Source organism: Streptomyces sp. NPDC048338, assembly GCF_043201055.1.
GTDB lineage: Bacteria > Actinomycetota > Actinomycetes > Streptomycetales > Streptomycetaceae > Streptomyces.
In genome coordinates, this window is sequence record NZ_JBICYQ010000013.1 from 164,922 (window position 1) to 185,813 (window position 20,892).

General features: G+C 71.9%; 18 protein-coding genes. 3 read left to right on the forward strand and 15 right to left on the reverse strand.

Translation table 11 applies throughout. From position 1 onward, the window contains the following. Positions 1-4 precede the first annotated feature (4 nt). The 10 genes from ACGFZF_RS28350 to ACGFZF_RS28395 all read right to left on the reverse strand — a co-directional run bounded on the left by ACGFZF_RS28350 (position 5) and on the right by ACGFZF_RS28395 (position 11,835). Positions 5-409, reverse strand: coding sequence for a cytidine deaminase (locus tag ACGFZF_RS28350; RefSeq protein ID WP_393558660.1), 405 nt, complete (start codon positions 407-409; stop codon positions 5-7). Next, positions 406-1,692 (reverse strand): ABC transporter permease, encoded by a 1,287-nt coding sequence (locus ACGFZF_RS28355; protein ID WP_393558662.1) that lies wholly within the window; start codon positions 1,690-1,692, stop codon positions 406-408. Before ACGFZF_RS28355 ends, ACGFZF_RS28350 begins: the two co-directional genes overlap by 4 nt. Continuing rightward, positions 1,689-2,801 carry an ABC transporter permease gene (locus tag ACGFZF_RS28360; protein WP_393558664.1) on the reverse strand — a complete coding sequence of 371 codons (1,113 nt, stop codon included), beginning with the start codon at positions 2,799-2,801 and terminating at the stop codon, positions 1,689-1,691. Before ACGFZF_RS28360 ends, ACGFZF_RS28355 begins: the two co-directional genes overlap by 4 nt. Continuing rightward, positions 2,798-4,441, reverse strand: a complete 1,644-nt coding sequence (locus ACGFZF_RS28365; protein WP_393558892.1) for an ABC transporter ATP-binding protein — start codon at positions 4,439-4,441, stop codon at positions 2,798-2,800. Before ACGFZF_RS28365 ends, ACGFZF_RS28360 begins: the two co-directional genes overlap by 4 nt. Before the next feature lie 145 nt (positions 4,442-4,586). Continuing rightward, complete coding sequence (locus ACGFZF_RS28370; RefSeq protein WP_393558666.1) at positions 4,587-5,624, reverse strand: BMP family protein; 1,038 nt, start codon at positions 5,622-5,624, stop codon at positions 4,587-4,589. A gap of 323 nt (positions 5,625-5,947) precedes the next feature. After that, the gene (locus tag ACGFZF_RS28375; RefSeq protein WP_393558668.1) at positions 5,948-7,168 is read right to left on the reverse strand and encodes an amidohydrolase; all 1,221 of its coding nucleotides are present in this window, start codon (positions 7,166-7,168) and stop codon (positions 5,948-5,950) included. A gap of 116 nt (positions 7,169-7,284) precedes the next feature. Then, a complete protein-coding gene (locus ACGFZF_RS28380) occupies positions 7,285-8,457 on the reverse strand; it encodes a hypothetical protein (protein WP_393558670.1) in 1,173 nt (390 codons plus the stop codon). Next, positions 8,454-9,347, reverse strand: a complete 894-nt coding sequence (locus ACGFZF_RS28385; protein ID WP_393558672.1) for an N-acetylneuraminate synthase family protein — start codon at positions 9,345-9,347, stop codon at positions 8,454-8,456. Before ACGFZF_RS28385 ends, ACGFZF_RS28380 begins: the two co-directional genes overlap by 4 nt. 14 nt (positions 9,348-9,361) lie before the next feature. Further along, positions 9,362-10,549, reverse strand: a complete 1,188-nt coding sequence (locus tag ACGFZF_RS28390; RefSeq protein WP_393558674.1) for a cytidylyltransferase domain-containing protein — start codon at positions 10,547-10,549, stop codon at positions 9,362-9,364. Continuing rightward, positions 10,549-11,835, reverse strand: coding sequence for a DUF6716 putative glycosyltransferase (locus ACGFZF_RS28395; protein WP_393558676.1), 1,287 nt, complete (start codon positions 11,833-11,835; stop codon positions 10,549-10,551). Before ACGFZF_RS28395 ends, ACGFZF_RS28390 begins: the two co-directional genes overlap by 1 nt. Positions 11,836-12,022: 187 nt before the next feature. Here ACGFZF_RS28395 and ACGFZF_RS28400 point away from each other — a divergent pair, with 187 nt between their 5' ends. Both ACGFZF_RS28400 and ACGFZF_RS28405 read left to right on the forward strand, forming a co-directional pair. Then, positions 12,023-13,039 carry a glycosyltransferase family 2 protein gene (locus tag ACGFZF_RS28400; RefSeq protein ID WP_393558678.1) on the forward strand — a complete coding sequence of 339 codons (1,017 nt, stop codon included), beginning with the start codon at positions 12,023-12,025 and terminating at the stop codon, positions 13,037-13,039. Next, positions 13,036-14,385 (forward strand): alpha-2,8-polysialyltransferase family protein, encoded by a 1,350-nt coding sequence (locus ACGFZF_RS28405; RefSeq protein ID WP_393558680.1) that lies wholly within the window; start codon positions 13,036-13,038, stop codon positions 14,383-14,385. The genes ACGFZF_RS28400 and ACGFZF_RS28405 overlap by 4 nt, the downstream gene beginning before the upstream one ends. A gap of 16 nt (positions 14,386-14,401) precedes the next feature. On the opposite strand, the gene ACGFZF_RS28410 is transcribed toward ACGFZF_RS28405, so the two are convergent. The 3 genes from ACGFZF_RS28410 to ACGFZF_RS28420 all read right to left on the reverse strand — a co-directional run bounded on the left by ACGFZF_RS28410 (position 14,402) and on the right by ACGFZF_RS28420 (position 17,721). Next, complete coding sequence (locus tag ACGFZF_RS28410) at positions 14,402-15,223, reverse strand: MerR family transcriptional regulator (RefSeq protein ID WP_393558682.1); 822 nt, start codon at positions 15,221-15,223, stop codon at positions 14,402-14,404. Between the two features lie 88 nt (positions 15,224-15,311). Beyond that, positions 15,312-15,962, reverse strand: a complete 651-nt coding sequence (leuE, locus tag ACGFZF_RS28415) for a leucine efflux protein LeuE (RefSeq protein ID WP_393558684.1) — start codon at positions 15,960-15,962, stop codon at positions 15,312-15,314. A gap of 178 nt (positions 15,963-16,140) precedes the next feature. Next, positions 16,141-17,721 carry a methylmalonyl-CoA mutase gene (locus ACGFZF_RS28420; RefSeq protein WP_393558686.1) on the reverse strand — a complete coding sequence of 527 codons (1,581 nt, stop codon included), beginning with the start codon at positions 17,719-17,721 and terminating at the stop codon, positions 16,141-16,143. A gap of 195 nt (positions 17,722-17,916) precedes the next feature. Between ACGFZF_RS28420 and ACGFZF_RS28425 the strand changes: the two genes are divergently transcribed. Next, positions 17,917-18,777, forward strand: coding sequence for a L,D-transpeptidase family protein (locus ACGFZF_RS28425; RefSeq protein WP_393558688.1), 861 nt, complete (start codon positions 17,917-17,919; stop codon positions 18,775-18,777). A 178-nt stretch (positions 18,778-18,955) separates the two neighbouring features. On the opposite strand, the gene ACGFZF_RS28430 is transcribed toward ACGFZF_RS28425, so the two are convergent. Both ACGFZF_RS28430 and ACGFZF_RS28435 read right to left on the reverse strand, forming a co-directional pair. Then, positions 18,956-20,020 carry a hypothetical protein gene (locus ACGFZF_RS28430; RefSeq protein ID WP_393558690.1) on the reverse strand — a complete coding sequence of 355 codons (1,065 nt, stop codon included), beginning with the start codon at positions 20,018-20,020 and terminating at the stop codon, positions 18,956-18,958. Next, the gene (locus ACGFZF_RS28435) at positions 20,020-20,682 is read right to left on the reverse strand and encodes an RNA polymerase sigma factor (RefSeq protein ID WP_393558894.1); all 663 of its coding nucleotides are present in this window, start codon (positions 20,680-20,682) and stop codon (positions 20,020-20,022) included. Before ACGFZF_RS28435 ends, ACGFZF_RS28430 begins: the two co-directional genes overlap by 1 nt. Positions 20,683-20,892: the final 210 nt, after the last annotated feature.

The following is a 20,892-nucleotide window of genomic DNA, read 5'->3' on the forward strand; positions in this document are numbered from 1 at the left end:
GGTCTTACCTGGCGAGGTGCTCGGGGCCGAACGCCTGCGGGAGCATCTCGGCCAGCGTCAGCCGCCCGGCCGGGGTCTCCAGGACGAGCGCGGGGCCGCCGAACTCGTACAGCAGCTGCCGGCAGCGCCCGCAGGGCACCAGGGCCTCGCCCTTGCCGTCCACGCACACGAAGTGCGTCAGCCGGCCGCCACCGGTCGCCTGCAGCTGCGAGACCAGCCCGCACTCGGCGCACAGGCCGAGGCCGTACGAGGCGTTCTCGACGTTGCAGCCGGTGACGGTGCGCCCGTCGTCGACCCGCGCGGCCACGCCGACCGGGTAGCCCGAGTACGGGGCGTACGCCCGGGACATCGCGTCCCGGGCCGCCTCGCGCAGGGCGTCCCAGTCCGCCTCGGTCACGGGCGTGGTCACTTGCCCTCGCCCTTGCGGTAGCGCATGCCGTCCGCCTTGGGCATCCGCAGACGCTGCGCGGAGAGCGACAGCACCAGCAGGGTCACCACGTACGGCGTGGCGCTGACGAACTCGACCGGGACCGTCTCGGTGCCGAGGTACCAGATGAACACGCCGACACCGATGACGGTGGCGATCGAGGAGGTGATCCAGCGCTTCTTGTACGCCTTCCAGGCCGCGATCGCGACGAGCACCGCGAAGAGCAGCAGGAGCAGCGCGTGCACGGACTCGCCGCCGCTGCGCAGCTGGAGGGCGTCGGCGAAGCCGAACAGGCCGGCGCCCATGGCGAGACCGCCCGGCCGCCAGTTGCCGAAGATCATCGCGGCGAGGCCGATGTAGCCACGGCCACCGGTCTGGCCCTCGTTGTAGATGTGCGAGGTGACCAGCGACAGGAAGGCGCCGCCGAGACCGGCCATACCGCCGGAGACGATCACGGCGATGTACTTGTACTTGTAGACGTTGACGCCGAGGGACTCGGCGGCGATCGGGTTCTCGCCGCAGGAGCGCAGGCGCAGACCGAACGCGGTCTTCCACAGCACGAAGAACGTACCGATCACCAGCAGGACGGCGATGATCGTGACCACCGAGACGTTGGTGACCAGGCCGCCGAGGATGCCGGCGATGTCCGAGACCAGGAACCAGTGGTGCTTCTCGATGTCGGCCAGCCAGTCGGACAGGCCCGGGACCGTGACCGAGGTGATCTCCTCGGCCGGCGGGGACTGCTTGGGGCTGCCGCCCTTCGCCGCCGCCTCACCGGCGTTGAACCACAGCTTGGCGAAGTAGGTGGTGAAGCCGACCGCCAGGATGTTGATCGCGATACCGGAGATGATGTGGTCGACACCGAAGGTGACGGTGGCGACCGCGTGCAGCAGACCGCCGAGCATGCCGCCCAGGATGCCGGCGAGGATGCCGAGCCACGGGCTGGTCTGCCAGCCGGCCCAGGCACCGAAGAAGGTGCCGAGGATCATCATGCCTTCGAGGCCGATGTTGACCACGCCCGCGCGCTCGGCCCACAGACCGCCGAGACCGGCGAGACCGATCGGCACGGCGAGGGAGAGGGCGGCGCCGATCTGGCCGGCCGAGGTGAGGTCCTGCGCGCCGGTGATGGCCCGGACGGCGGAGAGGGCGATGAGCCCGCCCGCGACGATCAGCAGGATCCAGGGCAGGGAGAGGCGGGTGCGGCCGCCCTTGCCACCGGCCGCCTTCGCGGCGGGCGGCGGGGTGGAAGTCGCCGTGGCGCTCACGCCGACACCTCCGTCGAGTTGTTGGAACGGGCCTGGGCCGCGAGCTTCTCGCCGACCTGACGCTGCTGGCGCTTGATGCCGTAGCGGCGGACGAGTTCGTAGGCGATGACGACGCAGAGGACGATGACGCCCTGCATGACGCCGACGATCTCCCGGTCGTAGTCCTCGAACTCCAGCTGCTGGCCGCCGCGCTCCAGGAAGCCCCAGAGGATCGCGGCGAGCGCGATGCCGATCGGGTGGTTGCGGCCCAGCAGGGCGATGGCGATGCCGGTGAAGCCGATGCCGACGGGGAAGTCGCCGCCGAACTCGTACGAGTCGTTGAGCAGGGTCGGCATGCCGATCAGACCGGCCATGGCGCCGGAGATCAGCATGGAGGTGACGACCATCCGCTTGACGTTGACGCCGGAGGCCGCGGCCGCCGTGTCGGACTGGCCGACGGTGCGCAGGTCGAAGCCGAAGCGGGTGCGGGAGAGCGTGAACCAGTACCCGACGCCCGCGATGACCGCGACGACGACGAAGCCGTAGATCGGGGTCGGCGTGGTCGGGAACTCGAAGAAGTGCGAGGACTCCGGCAGCGGGGTCGTCGCGACCTTCGTACCGGCCGCGTCCAGGTGGCCGAGGCGGCCGGGCTGGAGCAGGTAGCCGATGATCGCGGTCGCGATGAAGTTCAGCATGATCGTGGAGACGACCTCGCTGACACCCCGGGTGGTCTTGAGGACACCGGCGATGCCCGCCCACATGGCGCCGACGATCATCGCGGTGATGATGATCAGCGGGATCTGCACGATGCCCGGCAGGGTCAGCGCCCCGCCGACGGCGGCGGCGAAGAACGCCGCGAGACGGTACTGGCCGTCGACACCGATGTTGAACAGGTTCATGCGGAAGCCGATGGCCACCGCGATGCCCGCCAGGTAGTACGTCGTCGCCTTGTTGATGATGTAGACCTGGCTGTCCGACTTGACGCCGTAGTCGAACATGATCCCGAAGGCGCTGAACGGCTCCTTGCCGGTGGCCGCGAGCACCAGGGCGGTGATCAGGAAGGCGGCGACGATCGCGAGCAGCGGGGCCGCGATGCCGAGGAGCAGCCGCTCCTTGTCGAACTTCTTCATCGGGCCTCGTCCTCCGGGCCGTCGGTGCCCTCAGGGCTCTCAGGGTGCTCAAGGTGGCCGGCGGCGGCGCCGGTCATGGCCGAGCCCAACTCCTCCGGGGTGATGGTCGCCGGATCGGCGTCGGCGACCAGACGCCCGCGGTACATCACGCGCAGGGTGTCGGAGAGGCCGATCAGCTCGTCCAGGTCGGCGGAGATCAGCAGGACCGCGAGGCCCTCCCGGCGGGCCGCCCGGATCTGGTCCCAGATCTGCGCCTGCGCGCCGACGTCCACGCCCCGGGTGGGGTGGGCGGCGATCAGCAGCTTGGGGTCGTGGCTCATCTCGCGGCCGACGATCAGCTTCTGCTGGTTGCCGCCGGAGAGGGACGCCGCAGTGACCTCGATGCCGGGGGTACGGACGTCGTACTCGCGGACGATCCGCTCGGTGTCCTTGCGGGCGGCCTTGAGGTCGAGGATGGCGCCCTTGGAGTTGGGCTTCTCGGTGACGTGGCCGAGGATGCGGTTCTCCCAGAGGGGGGCCTCCAGGAGCAGACCGTGCCGGTGGCGGTCCTCGGGGATGCAGCCGATGCCGTCCTCGCGCCGCTTGCGCGTCGGGGCGGACGAGATGTCGGCGCCGTCGAGGGTCACGACACCCCGGTCGGCGTTGCGCATGCCCATGATCGTGTCGACGAGCTCGGACTGGCCGTTGCCCTCGACACCGGCGATACCGAGCACCTCGCCCTTGTGGATGGTGAAGGTGATGCCGCCGAGGACCGCGCGGACCACGCCGTCGGGGTCGACGGCGCTGAGCGACAGGTCCTGGACCGTCAGCATCGGGACGTCCGTGACCGTCGACTCGCGGGTCTCCGGCGAGGGCAGCTCGGCGCCGACCATGAGCTCGGCGAGCTGCTTGGTCGTGGTGGCCTTCGGGTCGGCGGTGCCGACCGTGGTGCCGCGGCGGATGACGGTGATCTCGTCGGCGACCGACAGGACCTCGCCCAGCTTGTGCGAGATGAAGATGACCGTCAGGCCCTCCGCCTTGAGCTCGCGCAGGTTGTCGAAGAGCGCGTCGACCTCCTGCGGGACGAGCACGGCGGTCGGCTCGTCGAGGATCAGGGTGCGGGCGCCGCGGTAGAGGACCTTGAGGATCTCCACGCGCTGGCGGTCGGCCACACCGAGGTCCTCGACGAGCACGTCGGGGCGGACGCCGAGGCCGTACGCGCCGGAGATCTCCTTGATCTTGGCGCGGGCCTTGTCGCCGATCCCGTACAGCTTCTCGGAGCCGAGGACGACGTTCTCGAGGACCGTGAGGTTGTCCGCCAGCATGAAGTGCTGGTGCACCATGCCGACACCGCGGGTGATGGCATCGCCGGGGCTGTTGAACGTCACCAGCTCGCCGTCGACCGTGATGGTGCCCTCGTCCGGCTTCTGCATGCCGTACAGGATCTTCATCAGGGTCGACTTGCCCGCGCCGTTCTCGCCCACGAGGGCGTGCACGGTGCCGCGGCGCACGGTGATGTCGATGTCGTGGTTGGCCACGACTCCGGGGAAACGCTTGGTGATGCCGCGGAGTTCTACGGCGTTGGGACTGCTGGGGCTGGAGGCTTTGATGACGCACTCTCCTAGGCAGGGAGCGTGAGGAGGGGATGAGGCGGTGCGCAGGCGCTGTCGGTGGCGAAAAATACCCTGTACGGCGCACGCTACGCGCGTAGCGTTTGGAAAATCGTTCAACTGCCCGCGGGCAGACGTGTGAAGGGGGCCCGGAGTGTCGGCCGAAGCCGCTCTCCGGGCCCCTGTCCGACGGAGGTCAGAGGGTCGTGTTGACCTTGATCTGGCCGTCGATGATCTTCTTCTTGGCCTCGTCCAGCTTGGCCTGGATGTCGTCGAGGTGGCCACCCGTGGTGGTCAGGGAGACACCGTTCTCGGCCAGCGAGTAGACGTGCGTGCCGGTCGTCGGCTTGCCGTCCTTGACGGACTTGATCAGCTCGAAGACGCCCGTGTCGACGTTCTTGACCATCGAGGTCATGATCGAGGGAGCGTACTTGGACAGGGCCGGGTCCTTGGCCTGGTCCGAGTCGACGCCGATCGCCCAGGTGCCCGGCTTGGCGGCGACGGCCTCGATGGCACCGGCACCCGAGCCGCCCGCGGCGGCGTAGATGACGTCGATGCCCTTGTCGAGCATGCCCTTGGCGGCGGCCTTGCCCTTGTCCGGGGCGCCGAAGCCGGAGAAGTCCGTACCGGTGGACAGGTACTGGATGGTGACCGAGGCGTCCGGCTTGGTGTCCTTGACACCCTGCTGGAAGCCGGCGGCGAACTTCTTGATCAGCGGGGTGTCGACACCGCCGATGAAGCCGATCTTGCCGTCCTTGGACTTCAGCGCGGCGGCGACACCGGCGAGGTACGAGCCCTGCTCCTCGGTGAAGACGATCGAGTCGACGTTCTTCACGTCGGAGACCGAGTCGACGAGGCCGAAGGTGGTCTTCGGGAACTTCGCGGCGACCTTGTCGATGGCGTCCTTGTAGGCGAAGCCGACACCGATGACCGGGTTGAAGCCGCCCTCGGCGAGGGAGGTGAGGCGCTGCTCGCGGTCGGCCGGGGTCTCACCGGTCTTGGCGGTGAGCTCCTTGGTCTCGACACCGAGGTCGGCCTTGGCCTTGTCGAGGCCACGGGCGGCGGAGTCGTTGAACGAGTTGTCACCACGGCCGCCGACGTCGTACGCCATGCCGACCTTGATGCTGTCCGAGTCGGATCCGGACTCGGTGGACGACTCACCACAAGCGGTGGCGGTGAGAGCGAGGGCCGCGGTCGCGATGGACGCGGAAACGATCTTGGATACCCGGCGCAAGAGGAGGGTCCCTTCGAGACTGACCGAAAGCGCCTCTTCCGGCGCTGGTTTCGCGTGGATCGTAACGCGCGTAGATGTCAGTTAAAGACCCGTTCATGAGTCGTTATCGGATCGTCGCGAACCAGCCAGAGCGACGATCCGCGGCGTCCGCCCCCGCAGAGCCGGTTATACACCCGCGTACGGGCGTTCGAGGGCGGTACGGGCGGGGACACGCGGGGCCGCTGGCCCGGACGGGTGACCCGCGCCGCGGCGGCCACGGGACGGCCCCGGAGGCCGGAACGGGCCCGTCACGGACCCGGCTCCGGCTTCCGGGGCCGTCCTGCTCAGCGTGTCGGCGCGGCGTCCAGCAGGGCCGCGGCGGTGAAGAGCTCCACTCCGACCTCGATGGCGTGCTCGTCGACGTCGAAGTCCCCGCAGTGCAGGTCCCGGCGCGTCGTGTCGCCCGGGACCCGGACGCCCAGGCGGGCCATGGCGCCCGGGACGTGCTCGAGGTACCAGGAGAAGTCCTCGCCGCCCAGGCTCTGCTCGGTGTCCTCGATCGCATACGGTCCGCGCCGGGCCGTCATCGCGTCGCGGAGCAGTTCGGTGATCACCGGGTCGTTGACGACCGGCGGCACCCCGCGGACGTAGTTCACCGTCGACTTGGCGTGATGCAGGGCCGCGACCTCGTCGATCGCGGCGTGCACCAGGTCGGGGGCGTCCCGCCAGCCGGGCAGGTCGAGGCAGCGGACCGTGCCGGACAGCTCGGCGTGCTGGGGGATGACGTTGCAGGCGTGGCCCGCCTCGATCCGGCCCCAGGTGACGGCGAGGCCGGAGCGGGCGTCCACCCGGCGGGCGAGGAGGGCGGGGACGTCGACGGCCACCCGGGCGGCGGCCGTGACCAGGTCCGTGGTCAGGTGCGGGCGGGCCGTGTGGCCGCCGGGCCCGTCGAGGGTGACCTCCAGCCGGTCGCAGGCGGAGGTGATGGGGCCGGGGCGCAGCCCGATCCGCCCGGCGTCCACCTTCGGGTCGCAGTGCACGGCGATGATCCGGCCGACGCCGTCCAGCACGCCGGACTCGATGGCGTCGGTGGCGCCCCCGGGCAGCACCTCCTCGGCGGGCTGGAAGATCAGCCGCACCGCGTGGGGGAGCAGGCCCTGACGGTCGAGCGCGGCGAGCACCAGGCCGGCGCCGAGGACGGTCGTGGTGTGGACGTCGTGGCCGCAGGCGTGCGCGCGGTTGGGCACGGTGGAGCGGTACGCGACCGTCTTGACGTCGGGAATGGGCAGGGCGTCGATGTCGGCCCGGATCGCCAGCATGGGCCGCAGGCCGTCCCAGGTGCCGATGTCACAGAGAAGTCCGGTGCCCGTCGCGAGTACCTTGGGCGCGAGTCCGGCCGCCTCCAGGCGGGCCTTGAGCGCTGCGGTGGTACGGAACTCCTGGTTGCCGAGCTCGGGGTGCATGTGCAAGTCCCTGCGGAACGCAATCAGTTCGGCACGCAGGGTCGTGGACAGCTTTCCGGGCAGGACGACGGAGTCGGGCTCACGGGACTTCAACTGGTTCACCTTTTGAAGGGTAGGCCCCCAGAGAGATCAACTGCCCGTTGATCACGAAAAGTTCAGCCCGTTAGGGGAAAGAAAGTCGGTTCACGAGGCATGACGACCATCCCTTGTGGGTAAGCTCACCCGAATTCGAGCCGTTCGACCGAGGGCCCGGCGCACGCCGTGAGCCGGTCGACCTCGTGGGCCGCCGTCCCCGCGACGCCCGACAGGAAGCCCTGCGCGCGGGCCGAGACGTTCTCCCGCAGCCACTCCGGCGCGATCGCGCACACGGCCACCTTCACGCCCGTGTCCGCGAGGGCGAGCGGGAGGGTGTGCACGACGGTGGAGGGGAAGCTCACGACGGTACGGCCGATCGGGCCGCGCCGGGCGATCAGCTCCAGCGGCAGGTCCGGGCGCACGATCTCCAGGCCCGTCTCGACGGCGATCCGGTGCAGCTTGTCGGTGCTCTCCCGGCGGTGGGCGAAATAGCGGGTGGCGCCGTGGGCGCGGGCCAGGTCGGCGACCGCCCGGACGTACCGGTCGGGGTCGACGACACCCGTCTCGACCAGCGAGGTCCCCACCAGGTCGGCGCCGCGCGTCAGGCGGGGCGGACCGAAGCGGGCCCGGGTCCAGGCGAAGGTGTGCGGGGTGACGGTGGTGCCCTCGGGCGGGTCGACCGGCAGCGAGGTGAAGATCTCGACCGTGCGGCGGCGGCCGGGGGCGAGCCTGCGCCGGGCGAGGGCGGAGACCGGGGCGAGCACGAGCTCGCGCGGGCCGAGGCCGCCGCGCCGGTGCCAGCGCACCAGGCGCTCGCCCCGCGCCAGCTGGGCGGCGAACTCCATGGTGGCGGTGCCGTCGTCCACGACCGTCAGGTGCTGCGGGCCGAACAGGGTCAGCAGCAGCTGCACGTAGCGGGAGAACGGGTCCCCCACGATGATCCGCTCCGCCGCCCGCAGCAGCGGCGCGAGGTCACGCAGGGTCCGCGGCAGCGAGCCGCGTCCGCCCCGCGCCTCCTGCCAGCGCACGGTGAAGCCCTCGTCCCGGGCCAGCTGCGCCATCCGGCGCAGCTGGCCGCGCGACATGGGGTCGGTCGGCGAGAGCACGACGACGGTGAGGTCCCCGTCGGCCGGGGAGCCGCCGGCCGTACGGCCCGGGGTGCGCGGCCCCGGGACCGCGGCGAGCCCGCGCGGGGCCGCGCCGGACGGTCCCGGGGCGACGGGGGTGCCGGGGGCACCCGTGACCTGGGCATGGGCCCATTCCAGGACGTTCAGGAGCTGGACCGGGCTCTCGACGAACGCCAGCCGGCCGGTCATGCGGCGACGAGGCCCTGGACCCGGCGGAGCTTCTTCATCGGGCCGAGCTCGGAGTCGTAGACCTTCTTGACCCCGTCGCCGAGCGCGGCCTCGATCGTGCGGATGTCGCGGACCAGACGCTGCAGGCCCTGCGGCTCGACGGAGGCGGCCTGGTCGGAGCCCCACATGGCCCGGTCGAGGGTGATGTGCCGCTCGACGAAGGTGGCGCCCAGGGCGACCGCGGCCAGCGTGGTCTGGAGGCCGGTCTCGTGGCCGGAGTAGCCGATCGGGACGTTCGGGTACTCCTCCTTGAGCGTGTCGATCACCCGGAGGTTGAGCTCCTCGGCCTTGGCGGGGTACGTCGACGTGGCGTGGCACAGCAGGATGTTGTCGCTGCCCAGGACCTCGACGGCGTGCCGGATCTGCCTCGGGGTCGACATCCCCGTCGACAGGATCACCGTCCGGCCGGTGGCGCGCAGCGCGCGGAGCAGCTCGTCGTCGGTCAGCGAGGCCGAGGCGACCTTGTGGGCCGGCACGTCGAACTTCTCCAGGAAGGCGACGGCCTCGGTGTCCCACGGGGAGGCGAACCAGTCGATGCCGCGCTCGCGGCAGTGCTCGTCGATGGCGCGGTACTCGTCCTCGCCGAACTCGACGCGGTGGCGGTAGTCGATGTACGTCATGCGGCCCCACGGGGTGTCCCGCTCGACGTCCCACTGGTCGCGCGGGGTGCAGATCTCCGGCGTGCGCTTCTGGAACTTCACCGCGTCGCAGCCGGCGTCGGCGGCGACGTCGACGAGCGCGAGGGCGTTCTCCAGGTCGCCGTTGTGGTTGATCCCGATCTCGCCGGTGACGTAGACGGAGTGGCCTGGGCCGGCGGTCTTGTTGCCGAGGGTGCGGATTCGGGTGTTCATGGGGGTGCCGTTCCTTAGGAGTCGGTGGTGTGGAGCTCGGGGCCGAGGAGCCAGGCGGCGATCTCGCGGATGGCTCCGGAGCCGCCGGGGGTGACGGTGACCGCACGGGCGGCGGCCCGTACGGAGTCGTGGGCGCTGCCCACCGCGACGGGCCAGCCGACGAGGTGGAAGCAGGGCAGGTCGTTGACGTCGTTGCCGGCGTAGAGCACGCGCTGGGGGTCGATCCGCTGCTCCTCGCACCACTGCTTGAGGGCGAGGTCCTTGCGGTCGACGCCGTGCAGGACGGGGATCCGGAGCTTGCGCGCGCGGGCGGCGACGACCGGGTTCTGCTCGCTGGACAGGATCAGGAGCGGGACACCGGCGCGGCGCAGGGCGGCGATGCCGAGGCCGTCGCCGCGGTGGACGGAGACGAACTCGCGTCCGTCGGCGTCGATGTGGACCCGGTCGTCGGTCTGGGTGCCGTCGAAGTCCAGGACGATCGCGTCGACGTCGTCGAGGCGGGGGGTGGCCGGGGTGTCGAGCAGGGGCGCGAGCGCCCGGGCGCGGGCGAGGTCGTGTGGGTCGTCGATCTCCAGGACCCGGGCGGGGTCCGTGACGACGAGCGCGGTGTGCCCGAAGAAGCGGTGCCGGTGGGTGCGGAAGCCCCCGGCGTCCATCGCGTAGACGGCGCCGGTCTCCAGGTACTCGGGCTCCCGGTCCTGACGGCGGGGGCGGTGCGCCTTGTCGTGGTTGACGCCGGTGGCGCCGCCCTCGGACTCCCGCCAGAGGAAGCCGTGGCTCGGGGCGACGGTGAGGGCCGTGGCGGCCTCGCCCGAGAGGATCCGCTCGACGGCTCCGCTCACCTCGTCCGGGGTGAGGAAGGGGCTGGTGCACTGGACCAGGAGGACCACGTCGACCGTGCGGCCGTGGGTGGCCTCGAAGGCGTCCATCGCGTGCAGCACCGCGGACTCGCTGGTGGCGGTGTCGCCGGCGAGGGCGGCCGGCCGGCGCACGGCCTCGGCGCCGGCCGCGCGGGCGGCCGTCGCGATCTCCGCGTCGTCCGTGGAGACGACGACGTCGGTGACCAGCCGGGCGCCGCGGCAGGCGCGCACGGTGCGGGCGACGAGCGGGAGCCCGGCCACCGGGGCCAGGTTCTTGGCGGGCACGCCCTTGGAGCCTCCCCTGGCGGGGATCACGGCGAGCACGGTGGGGGCGGCGGTCATCAGAGTTCTCCCAGGCGGCGGATGACGGGGGCGACGCGCTGCACGCCGTGGCGGTAGGCGCCCCGGGCCGCCTCGCGGACGATCCGCCGCAGTCCGCCGGGGCGGGCTTCCGGCGTGTCGACGTCGAGGCGGTGGCGGGCGAGGATCCCGGGCAGATATCCGGGGGCCGTGTCCGCGGTGTAGTAGGGCGCGACCGGGGGCAGCGCCGGGCGGGCGAGCAGCTCGGCGACCCGCTCCCGGGCAGCGTCGAAGGCGGAGGCGTACGCGTCTCCCCCCGCGGCGACGCCCTGGCGGTCGAGCCACTCCTCGTCCGGCTTCGGGCGCACGTCGGCGTCGAGCCGCTCGAAGGAGGTCAGCAGCCCCGAGCCGACGAAGTGGTGGTTGCCGAGCGCCTCGCGTACACCGAGGTCGGTGAGGACGGCGGTGGGGACGCGCCGGTGCAGCGCTTCGAGCGCGGCCGTCGAGGAGACGGTGACCAGCAGGTCCGTACGGTCCAGGACCTCGCCCATGTGCCCGTACACGAGGCGGAAGTTGGGCGGGGCGGCGAGATCGCGCACCAGCCGCTGGTACGGCAGCTCCTCCAGGTGCGTGGTGTGCTCGCCGGGCTTGGAGCGGAGCTTGAGGAGCACCTCGCGCCCCGGGTGCTGCCGGGCGTGGCCGATGAGGCGGCGCAGCAGGTAGACGCGCTCGGCGCGGGTCGCCGGGACCGAGGGCTGGGCGGCGAAGACGAGGGTGTCCCGGCCCTCCTCGGGGGCGTAGGGGGCACCGCCGAGGAAGGGCAGCGCGGCCTCGACGACGGCGGAGGCGTCGGCGCCCACGCCCTCGTACACCGCGCGGAACCGCTCCGCGTCGTGCCGGGAGTTGGCGAGGACGACGTCCGCGCCGTGGCGCAGCAGGAGTCCGTCGGCGAGCTTCTCGTAGACGACGCCGACGTAACCGGTGACGATCACCGGCCGCCGTTCCAGGGCGAGTTCGGACAGGCCCTGCAGGACGGCGCGGACGGTGCCGCCGACCAGGGCGAGGACGACGACGTCGTATCCCTCCCCGCGGGCCGCCGCGTCGCGCACCTCGCGGAGGAACTCCGCCCCGGTCACCTCGCGCGGGGGCGTCGTGGACACCCCGGTCTCGGCGAGCTGGCGTGCGGTGGGGGTGGCGCGGCCCCGCAGGACGAATCCCGTGGGCTCGGCGGCCGCGATGCGGCGGGCGGTGAGCGCGCCCCATTTCCACCGGGTGTCGGAATCGGCGAGTACGGCGACGCGCACCGCCTGTTCGGTACTTGCTGGCACGTCGAGGACGCTAGAGAGGCATTCCGGTTCTCGGCCCAACTGCTCCACAACAAAGGGTGAACAGGACTGTGACGACTTCTGAAAAAGGCCGGGATCGGGGGTGCTTAAGCACTCCGCCGCCTCGTGTTCACCGGACATCCCTCTGCCGGCCAGAACGAATGCCGGGGCGGCGCCTAGCGTCGGCCGCGTGGTCAAGCTCTCCGTCGTCGTGCCGTTCTTCAACGTGCAGACATACGCCCCGGACACCCTCACCAGCCTGCGCGCCAACGCCCGCGAGGACTTCGAGTTCCTGCTCGTCGACGACTGCTCGACGGACGGCACCCCGGCGCTCCTCGAACGGGCGGCCCGCGAGATCCCGGGGGCCGTCCTGATCGGACACGCCCGCAACGAGGGCCTGGCGACCGCCCGCAACACGGGGCTGGACGCGGCACGCGGCCGCTACCTCGCCTTCCTGGACGGCGACGACTGGCTGGCCCCCGGCTTCTACGACCGGCTGGTCGCCGCCATGGAGGCGCTGGACTGCGACTTCCTGCGCACCGACCACGTCCGCTGCACCGGCCGGACCCGCACCGTCCGCCGCGCGCCGATCGGGCGGCGCGGCGAGGTCCTGCGCCCGCGGGACGCGATCCTGCCGGCCGACCGGACCACGTCGGTGGACTATCCGTACGCCTGGGCCGGGATCTACCACCGGCGACTGCTGGACCGCGGGCTGCTGCACTTCACGCCGGGGCTGAGGACGGCCGAGGACCGGCCGTGGATCTGGCGGCTGCACCGGGAGGCGGAGTCCTTCGCGGCGGTGAGCACACTGGGTCTCTTCTACCGGCGCGGAGTGTCCACGTCACTGACGCAGATCGGCGACGTGCGGCAGCTGGATTTCATTCGCGCATTCGACCAGGTGATCGACGAAACCGCGAACGACCGAGATGCCGGACGACTGCTTCCGAAAGCCGTCCGCACCTATTGCGCGCTCATTTCCCATCACGTCGGCAATATCTCGCGATTCGAACCGGCGGTGGCGAGGGAATTGCGGGCGATGAGTACCGCGGCGCTGCGGCGGATGCCGCAGGACGTGCTCGGTGAGGCGCTGTCCTCGATGGACGAGGAGCGCGCCGCCGTCCTGCGCAGGCTGCGCCGCCGCCGGGGCACCGGGGTCCTCGTCCCGGCGCGCGCCGTCCGCACGGCGGGAGCGGGGGCCGCCGCGTGAGGACCACCCAGATCTTCTACGCGTCCACCCTGTACGGCGCGACGACACTGGCCGCCGCGCTGGACAGCGGCTGCTTCGGACCGGCCGACCGCCGGCTGCTGCTGGTGGCCAACAACGCGGCCGTGCCGGAGACCACGCCGTCCCTGGACCGGATGCCGGGCTTCGAGGCGCTGCGCGGGCGTTTCGACTCCGTGCTGTCCTGGAACGAGGCCGTCTCCCCCCTCCATCCCTCCGGCTGGACGCCGCGACCGGACGACCTGCCCCTGCTGGAGCGGCATCTGCGGCGGCTGTGGGGGCTCGGCGACGACCGGATCGAACTGGCCGTGGAATCGGTGCAGGTGACGCCCGCCCTGACGGTCGCCCGGCTGTTCCCGGACGCGGCCCTGGACGTGTACGCGGACGGGCTGATGAGCTACGGCCCCACCCGCGACAAGCTCGATCCGCTGGTGGGCGAGCGGGTCCGGCGCCTGCTCCATCTCGACCTGGTGCCGGGGCTCACGCCGCTGCTGCTCGCGGAGTTCGGGGCGGAGCCGGTGGTGGTGCCGACGGAGGCGTTCACCAAGGTGCTCGCCGAGTCGGCGGCCGGCGCGCGGGGCGGGGCGCGGGACGACGGCATGGGGCGGGAGGCGCCGGCGCTGCTGCTCGGCCAGTACCTGGCGGCCCTGTCCCTGCTCACGCCCGCCGAGGAGGAGGAGCTGCATCTGCGGATGGTGCGCGGCGCGGTGGCCCGCGGGCACCGGCGGCTCGTCTTCAAGCCGCATCCGACGGCGCCCGACGCCTGGACCCGGGCCCTGGCCCGGGAGGCCGAGCGGCTCGGCGCCACGCTGACCGTGGACGACCGGCCCGTGCTCGCCGAGGTGCTCTACCGGGAACCGCGGCCGGCGCTGGTCGTCGGCTGCTTCTCCACGGCCCTGATGACCGCCCGCGCCTTCTACGGGATCCCGGTGGCCCGGGTGGGCACGCGGACCCTGCTGGACCGGCTGACCCCGTTCCAGAACAGCAACCGCGTGCCGCTCGTCCTCGTCGACGCGCTGGTGCCGGACCTGGAGGCGGCCGACGGGAACGGCGTCCCCGCCCCGCCGTCCACCGCCCCGCCGGCCGGCCTGATCGCGGCGGTCGGTTTCGCGATGCAGCCGAGGATCAGGCCGGACCTGCGGGAGGCGGCGGTGCGTCAGCTGTCGGGTCCGCTCGGCGAACGGACCCGCGCCTACGTCACGCGCCGCCGCCTCACCGTCCTGGGCCTGCCGGGCGGCCTCCCGGTCCCCCGGCACCCCCGGGTCCGCCGGCTGGCCCGGCGCGCGCTCCGGCTGAAGCGCGCACTGAGTCGTGCCTGGGGTGTCTTGTGACTTCCCGGCCGACAGGTCAGGCGCGGGCGACCGGCTCCTGGAGTTCCGTCACCCAGCCGGCGCGGTCCTCGGGGCACTCCAGGTACAGCTCGCGGGCGTAGCCCGTCGAGCGGTAGCCGTTGGCGTCGATCCAGGTGGCCAGGGTCTGGACGGTCGGCAGGAGGGCGTCCATCGGGCCCCGGTGCACCACGGTCGCCGCCTCCTCCAGGCCGGGCAGGACGACGAAGTCGACCCCGTCCGCCGTCGCGCCGGCCGGGACGGTCATCCCGGCGTGCACGACGATCGAGCCGTCGCCCGCGCCCGCGTCCTCGTAGTACGCGATCCCCGGGCCGAACCCGGTGACGCCGGCGCGCTCCAGCAGGCCGCACAGCTCCTCGTACAGGGGCTGGATGACCGGGCCGATGTCCTCGGGGCCGAACCCCGCGGCCGGCGCGCTCAGCTCGGCCAGGCGGACCGGCGGAACCTTCTTGATGACGACGTCCTGCGTGGACATGTGTCCCTCGCTCTCGATGGCTCGGAGCCGCGCGCCGACCTGGGCCAGCCGTCCCGCCGCCTCCGCCAGGGCCGTCTCCAGCTCGGCCTGGCGCAGCCTCAGCATCCCGCGCAGCTCGTCCGCGCCGAGCTGCTCGTCGAGGATCGACCCCACCTGTTCGAGGGTGAAGCCGAGTTCCTTGAGCGCGATGACGCGGTTGAGCCGGGCGAGCTGGTCCGCCTCGTAGTGGCGGTAGCCGCTGTGCGGGTCGACATGGGCCGGGCGCAGCAGTCCGATGGCGTCGTAGTGGCGCAGCATGCGGACCGACACCCGCCCGTGCCGGGCGAAGTCTCCGATGGTGAACATGACGACTCCTACGGAACGGCCTCACACGGTGTCAGGGTCAAGCCGTGACAGGGGGCGGGGACCGGGCACGTCCACGGCGCCGGGACGGTCAGGCGCTGCTGAGCGAGAGCTTCGCCGCGAAGCCGAGGAACAGCGCGCCGGCCGCGGAGGTCGCCCCCGCGGACAGCCTGCGGCGCCGGCGGAAGGCGGCGGCGAGACGCGTGCCGCCGAATATCAGCGTCGTCAGGTAGAGGAAGCTGCCGATCTGGAGCAGGCCGCCGAGCACCAGGAAGGACAGCGCCGGGTAGGCGTATCCGGGATCGACGAACTGCACGAAGAAGGAGATCAGGAAGAGGATGGCCTTCGGGTTGAAGAGGCTGATGATCAGCGCCCGCCGGTACGGGTTCTCCCCCGCGACCGGTTCCCGGTCCGGCTCGTCGGTCCGCGCCTCGCCGCGGGAGCGCCACATGGCCCAGGCCGCCCGCAGCATGCCGATCGCCATCCAGGTCAGGTAGCCGGCGCCCGCGTACTTCACGATCATGAAGAGGAGCGGCGTGGTCTGGAGCAGCGAGGCGGCGCCGAGCGCGGCCAGGGTCATCAGGACCGCGTCGCCGGTGAAGACGCCGGCCGCGGCCCGGTAGCCGGTCCGGGTGCCCTTGCGGGCGGCGACGGACAGCACGTAGAGCGAGTTCGGCCCCGGCAGAAGGATGATGAGGACGAGGCCCGCGAGATAGGTCGGCAGATCGATGACACCCAGCATGAGGCGGAGTGTCGCACACCGGTGCGACACTCCGCTTTCGGGTTTCGCAGGGCGGACGGCGGCGTTCCGTATCGGCGCCGCCGGGGCGCCCGGCCGGGCCGAACGGCCCTGACGCGCCCTAAGGAGGTGTCTTGTCGATCAGGCCGGATCGAGCCCGGCAAGATCGGCAAGACGGCCCCTAGAAGGCGTCGGTGGGGACGTAGGTGCCCCAGACCTCGCGCAGCGCGTTGCAGACCTCGCCGACCGTCGCCCGCGCCCGCAGTGCGTCCTTCATCGGATAGAGCACGTTGTCCGTGCCCTCCGCGGCCTTCTTCAGCTCGGTCAGCGCCGCGTCCACGGCCGCCTGGTCGCGCTCGGCGCGCAGCTTGGCGAGCCGGTCGGCCTGCTGCGCCTCGATCGCCGGGTCGACGCGCAGCGGCTCGTAGGGCTCCTCGACGTCGACCGTGTAGCGGTTGACGCCCACGACGACCCGCTCGCCGCTGTCGGTCTCCTGCGCGATGCGGTAGGCGGAGCGCTCGATCTCGCTCTTCTGGAAGCCGCGCTCGATCGCGGCCACCGCGCCGCCCATGTCCTCGACCTTGGCCATCAGTTCCAGGGCGGCGGCCTCGACGTCGTCCGTCATCTTCTCGACGACGTAGGAGCCGGCGAAGGGGTCGACGGTCGCGGTGACGTCCGTCTCGTACGCGAGGACCTGCTGGGTCCGCAGCGCGAGGCGGGCGCTCTTGTCCGTCGGGAGGGCGATGGCCTCGTCGAAGGAGTTGGTGTGCAGCGACTGCGTGCCGCCGAGGACCGCGGCCAGACCCTGGACGGCGACGCGCACCAGGTTGACCTCGGGCTGCTGTGCGGTGAGCTGGACACCGGCGGTCTGGGTGTGGAAGCGGAGCATCAGCGACTTGGGGTTCTTCGCGCCGAACTCCTCCTTCATCACCTTCGCCCAGATCCGGCGGGCGGCACGGAACTTGGCGACCTCCTCGAGGATCGTGGTGCGGGCCACGAAGAAGAAGGAGAGACGGGGCGCGAAGTCGTCCACGTCCATGCCCGCGGCGACGGCGGTACGGACGTACTCGATGCCGTCGGCCAGGGTGAACGCGATCTCCTGCGCGGGCGAGGCACCGGCCTCCGCCATGTGGTAGCCGGAGATCGAGATGGTGTTCCACTTCGGGATCTCGGCCCGGCAGTACTTGAAGATGTCCGCGATCAGCCGCAGCGACGGCTTGGGCGGGAAGATGTACGTCCCGCGCGCGATGTACTCCTTGAGCACGTCGTTCTGGATCGTGCCGGTCAGCTTGTCCGCCGCGACGCCCTGCTCCTCGCCCACGAGCTGGTACAGCAGGAGCAGCAGCGCGCCGGGGGCGTTGATGGTCATCGACGTCGAGACCTTGTCCAGCGGGATCCCGTCGAAGAGCACGCGCATGTCGTCGAGGGAGTCGATGGCCACGCCGACCTTGCCGACCTCGCCGTGCGCGATCGGGGCGTCGGAGTCGTGGCCCATCTGGGTCGGCAGGTCGAAGGCGACCGACAGGCCCATCGTGCCGTTGTCGATCAGCTGCTTGTAGCGGGCGTTGGACTCGACGGCGGTGCCGAAGCCGGCGTACTGCCGCATGGTCCAGGGCCGGCCGGTGTACATCGAGGGGTACACACCGCGGGTGAAGGGGTACGCACCCGGCTCGCCCAGCTTCCCGGCCGGATCCCACCCGTCGAGCGCGTCCGGTCCGTAGACCGGCTCAATGGGCAGCCCGGATTCCGACTCGCGCGCCATCTGCTGTGCCTCCCGATAGACCTACTGGTGGGTACCGACCCTCGCGACGGACTGTAGCCGTGGCCGTGCGGCGGGTGGAGAGCCGCTCGTTGGGACCTTCCTCACAGCATGCTCCGGACTTTGCAGGGGTGCGCAACCAAGCGGCCCCGGTAAGCATCCAATAAGTACACACACACGTCTCGGGGGGCATGTCCGATGCAACGTTCGTCCGTCATTCGCAGAGCACTCGTGGCCGCGGTCGCCGTGGCCGTCGTCACCGGCTGCAAGGCACAGGCAGCCGGTCCGGAGGAGACGGCGAGTCCGTCGGCGCCCTCCTCCTCGGCCTCGGCCCCCGCCTCGCCGTCCGGCGAGGCGTCGACCCCGTCGGACGACAAGCCGTCCGACGCACCCACGACCGCCTCCCCCAGCTCCTCGGCGCCCGCCGCCAAGGTGCTGATGAAGGACGGCGACGAGAACAAGCAGGTACGCGAACTCCAGGCGCGACTGCGCCAGATCGGGTACTTCGACCGTGCCCCCACCGGCTTCTACGGCACGATGACCGGCGGCGCGGTGAAGGGCTTCCAGAAGAAGCGGGAGCTGCCGGAGACCGGCTCGGTGGACGAGACGACCTGGCAGAAGCTGGTCGCCATGACCCACGAGCCGACGGCGGACGAGCTGAAGCCGTCCACCACCAACAAGCTGGACAAGCCGGACGCCCGTTGCATGACGGGCCGGGTGCTGTGCATCAGCAAGGAGAGCAGGACGCTCGCCTGGATGATCGACGGCAAGGTCGTCTCGTCGATGGACGTCCGCTTCGGTTCGGAGAACACCCCCACCCGTGAGGGCACCTTCCAGGTGAACTCCAAGAGCCGCAACCACGTCTCGACGATCTACCACACGCCGATGCCGTTCGCGATGTTCTTCAGCGGCGGCCAGGCCGTGCACTACTCGTCCGACTTCGCGGCCCGGGGCTACAACGGCGCCTCGCACGGCTGCGTCAACGTCCGGGACCGGGGCAAGGTCTCCTCGCTCTTCGACCAGGTGAAGGTCGGCGACAAGGTCGTCGTCCACTGGTAGGACGCGACCCGCGACAGCGGGGAAGAGAGGGCGCGGGTGGGACCGGGGGAACGTGTCCCACCCGCGCCGTGCGCGGAGCCGAAGGTACGGGGGGAACCCCGGCTCACTCGCGCGGCCGATGACCAGTCGGCTCACTCAGTACTGCGCCGCGCGGCCGAAAAGTGTCACACCCCGCGTCTCACACGGGCGCGGAGGCGAGCGTGAGGACCGGCGCGGGAGCCGTCCGGAGGGTCTCCGCCGAGAGGGAACCGCCGTCCGGGGCGTCGGCCGCGGTGCGGCTCACCCCGCCGACGCGCCCGGTGGTTCCGCCCGACTCCCGGGAGTCGCCCCGGTCGCCGCTCCCCGTGGAGCCGTCGCCGCCCGAGTCGCCCGTACCGCCGGACGCGCGTCCCGAGCTTCCCTCGGCGGTGCCCGAGGATCCGCCGGCCAGGATCCGGTCGCAGTAGCGGCGCACGGTCTCGCCGGTCTCCGCGGAGTCCGTGAGCCGGCGCCGGTCGCTGTCGGAGATGCTTCCGTCCTTGAGGTCCTGACACGCCTTGAGGATCCGGGTGCGCAGGGCGCCGGCGTCCCACTCCGTGTCCTTGCTGCTCTTCCCCGGCTCCGGGGTGTCCCGGCTCGGCGTGCCGCTCACGCCGGGGGTCTCGGTCACGCCGGGCGCGGACGGCGAGGAGGAGGGGCCGGGCCGCAGGTCGTCGGTCGAGGGCGGCGCGGACGGGGTGACCGTGCCGAAGCCGTCGTCCGGGCCGCCGGAGACCAGCGGCTCGGGGCTGTCCGCGACCGTGACCGAGCCGGCGGGCGCGGGGGGCTCGTCGAAGGGCGTCGGGATGAGGCCCGTACCGGACGCGACGGCGACGCCGCCGACCGCGACGGCCGCCACCGCGGCGGCCAGCCCGTAGCGGACCGAGCGTCCCCACCGCCGGGCGGCGGGGAGCCGCCCGATCCGCACCCCGTGCAGTTCGGCGGCGCCGGACGCGGGCAGCGGCCCCGCGAGGTCCGCGGCGGCGGGCAGGGAGATGGCGGCGCGTGCCGCCGTCGCCCGGCGGAAGGCGGCCAGGGCCGCCGCCTCGCCGGGGAGCTCCTCCCGCGCCGCGGGGTCGACGGCCGGCTGCCGGGCCGCGTCGAGGGCGTGGGCGAGTCGTTCGGCCTGGTCGCGGGCGTCACCGTCGAGAGGGTCGACCGGCAGGCCGCGGAGCAGCCGCTCCGCGGCCTCCTGGTCGAGCCACTGGTACCGCTCGTCGGCCATCACATGTCCTTCTGCGTCCGCGCGCGCGATTGCGTCACACCGCCGGAGGCCTGGGCCTCCGGCCCGCGACCGCGCTGCGGAGGTACGCCACCCAGCTGACCTGCGGCCGGATCGTCGGCGCCCAGGAGTTCGGCGAGTCTCTTCAGACCGCGGTGCGCCGCGGTCCGTACGGCTCCGGGGCGCTTCCCCAGCGTGTCGGCGGCGCTCTTGGCGTCCAGGCCGACGACGACCCGCAGCACCACGGCCTCGGCCTGGTCCTGCGGCAGCTGTGCGATCAGGTTCATGGTGTGGCCGGTGGCCAGCGCTTCCATGGCCTCGTCCGCGGTGTCGGACAGGGCCGGCTTGTCGGTGAGTTCGGTCTCGTCGCCCCCCACGGCGGGCCGCCTGCCCCTCATCCGGAGGTGGTCGAGCGCCCGGTTGCGGGCGATGCGCGCCGCCCAGCCGCGGAAGCGGTCCGCGTCGCCGCTGAAGCGGTCCAGGTCACGGGCGATCTGCAGCCAGGACTCGGAGGCGACGTCCTCGACGTCGGTGTCACCGACGAGCGTCCGTATGTAGCCGAGCAACCGGGGATGCACGGCGCGGTACACAGTACGGAACGCGTCCTCGTCCCCGTTCTGCGCAGCGAGCACAGCGGCCGTCAGCTCCGCGTCGTCCCCCAGCACTCCCCACAACCTGTTCGTCATCGCGGCTGGTCACCACCGCCACGCCGCCCGGCGCGCAGCAGCACGCTACGTCCTACCCCGGCATCCCGTCCATGTGCGTCCGGTCCATGTTCGTCCGCTCTTCGTACAACCTGCAACCTTCTGCGGTCGCCGTGCGGTGTGACAGAAAACGCATGCGCGGCGCTGATAGGAGTACGGGGCCGTGCTGCG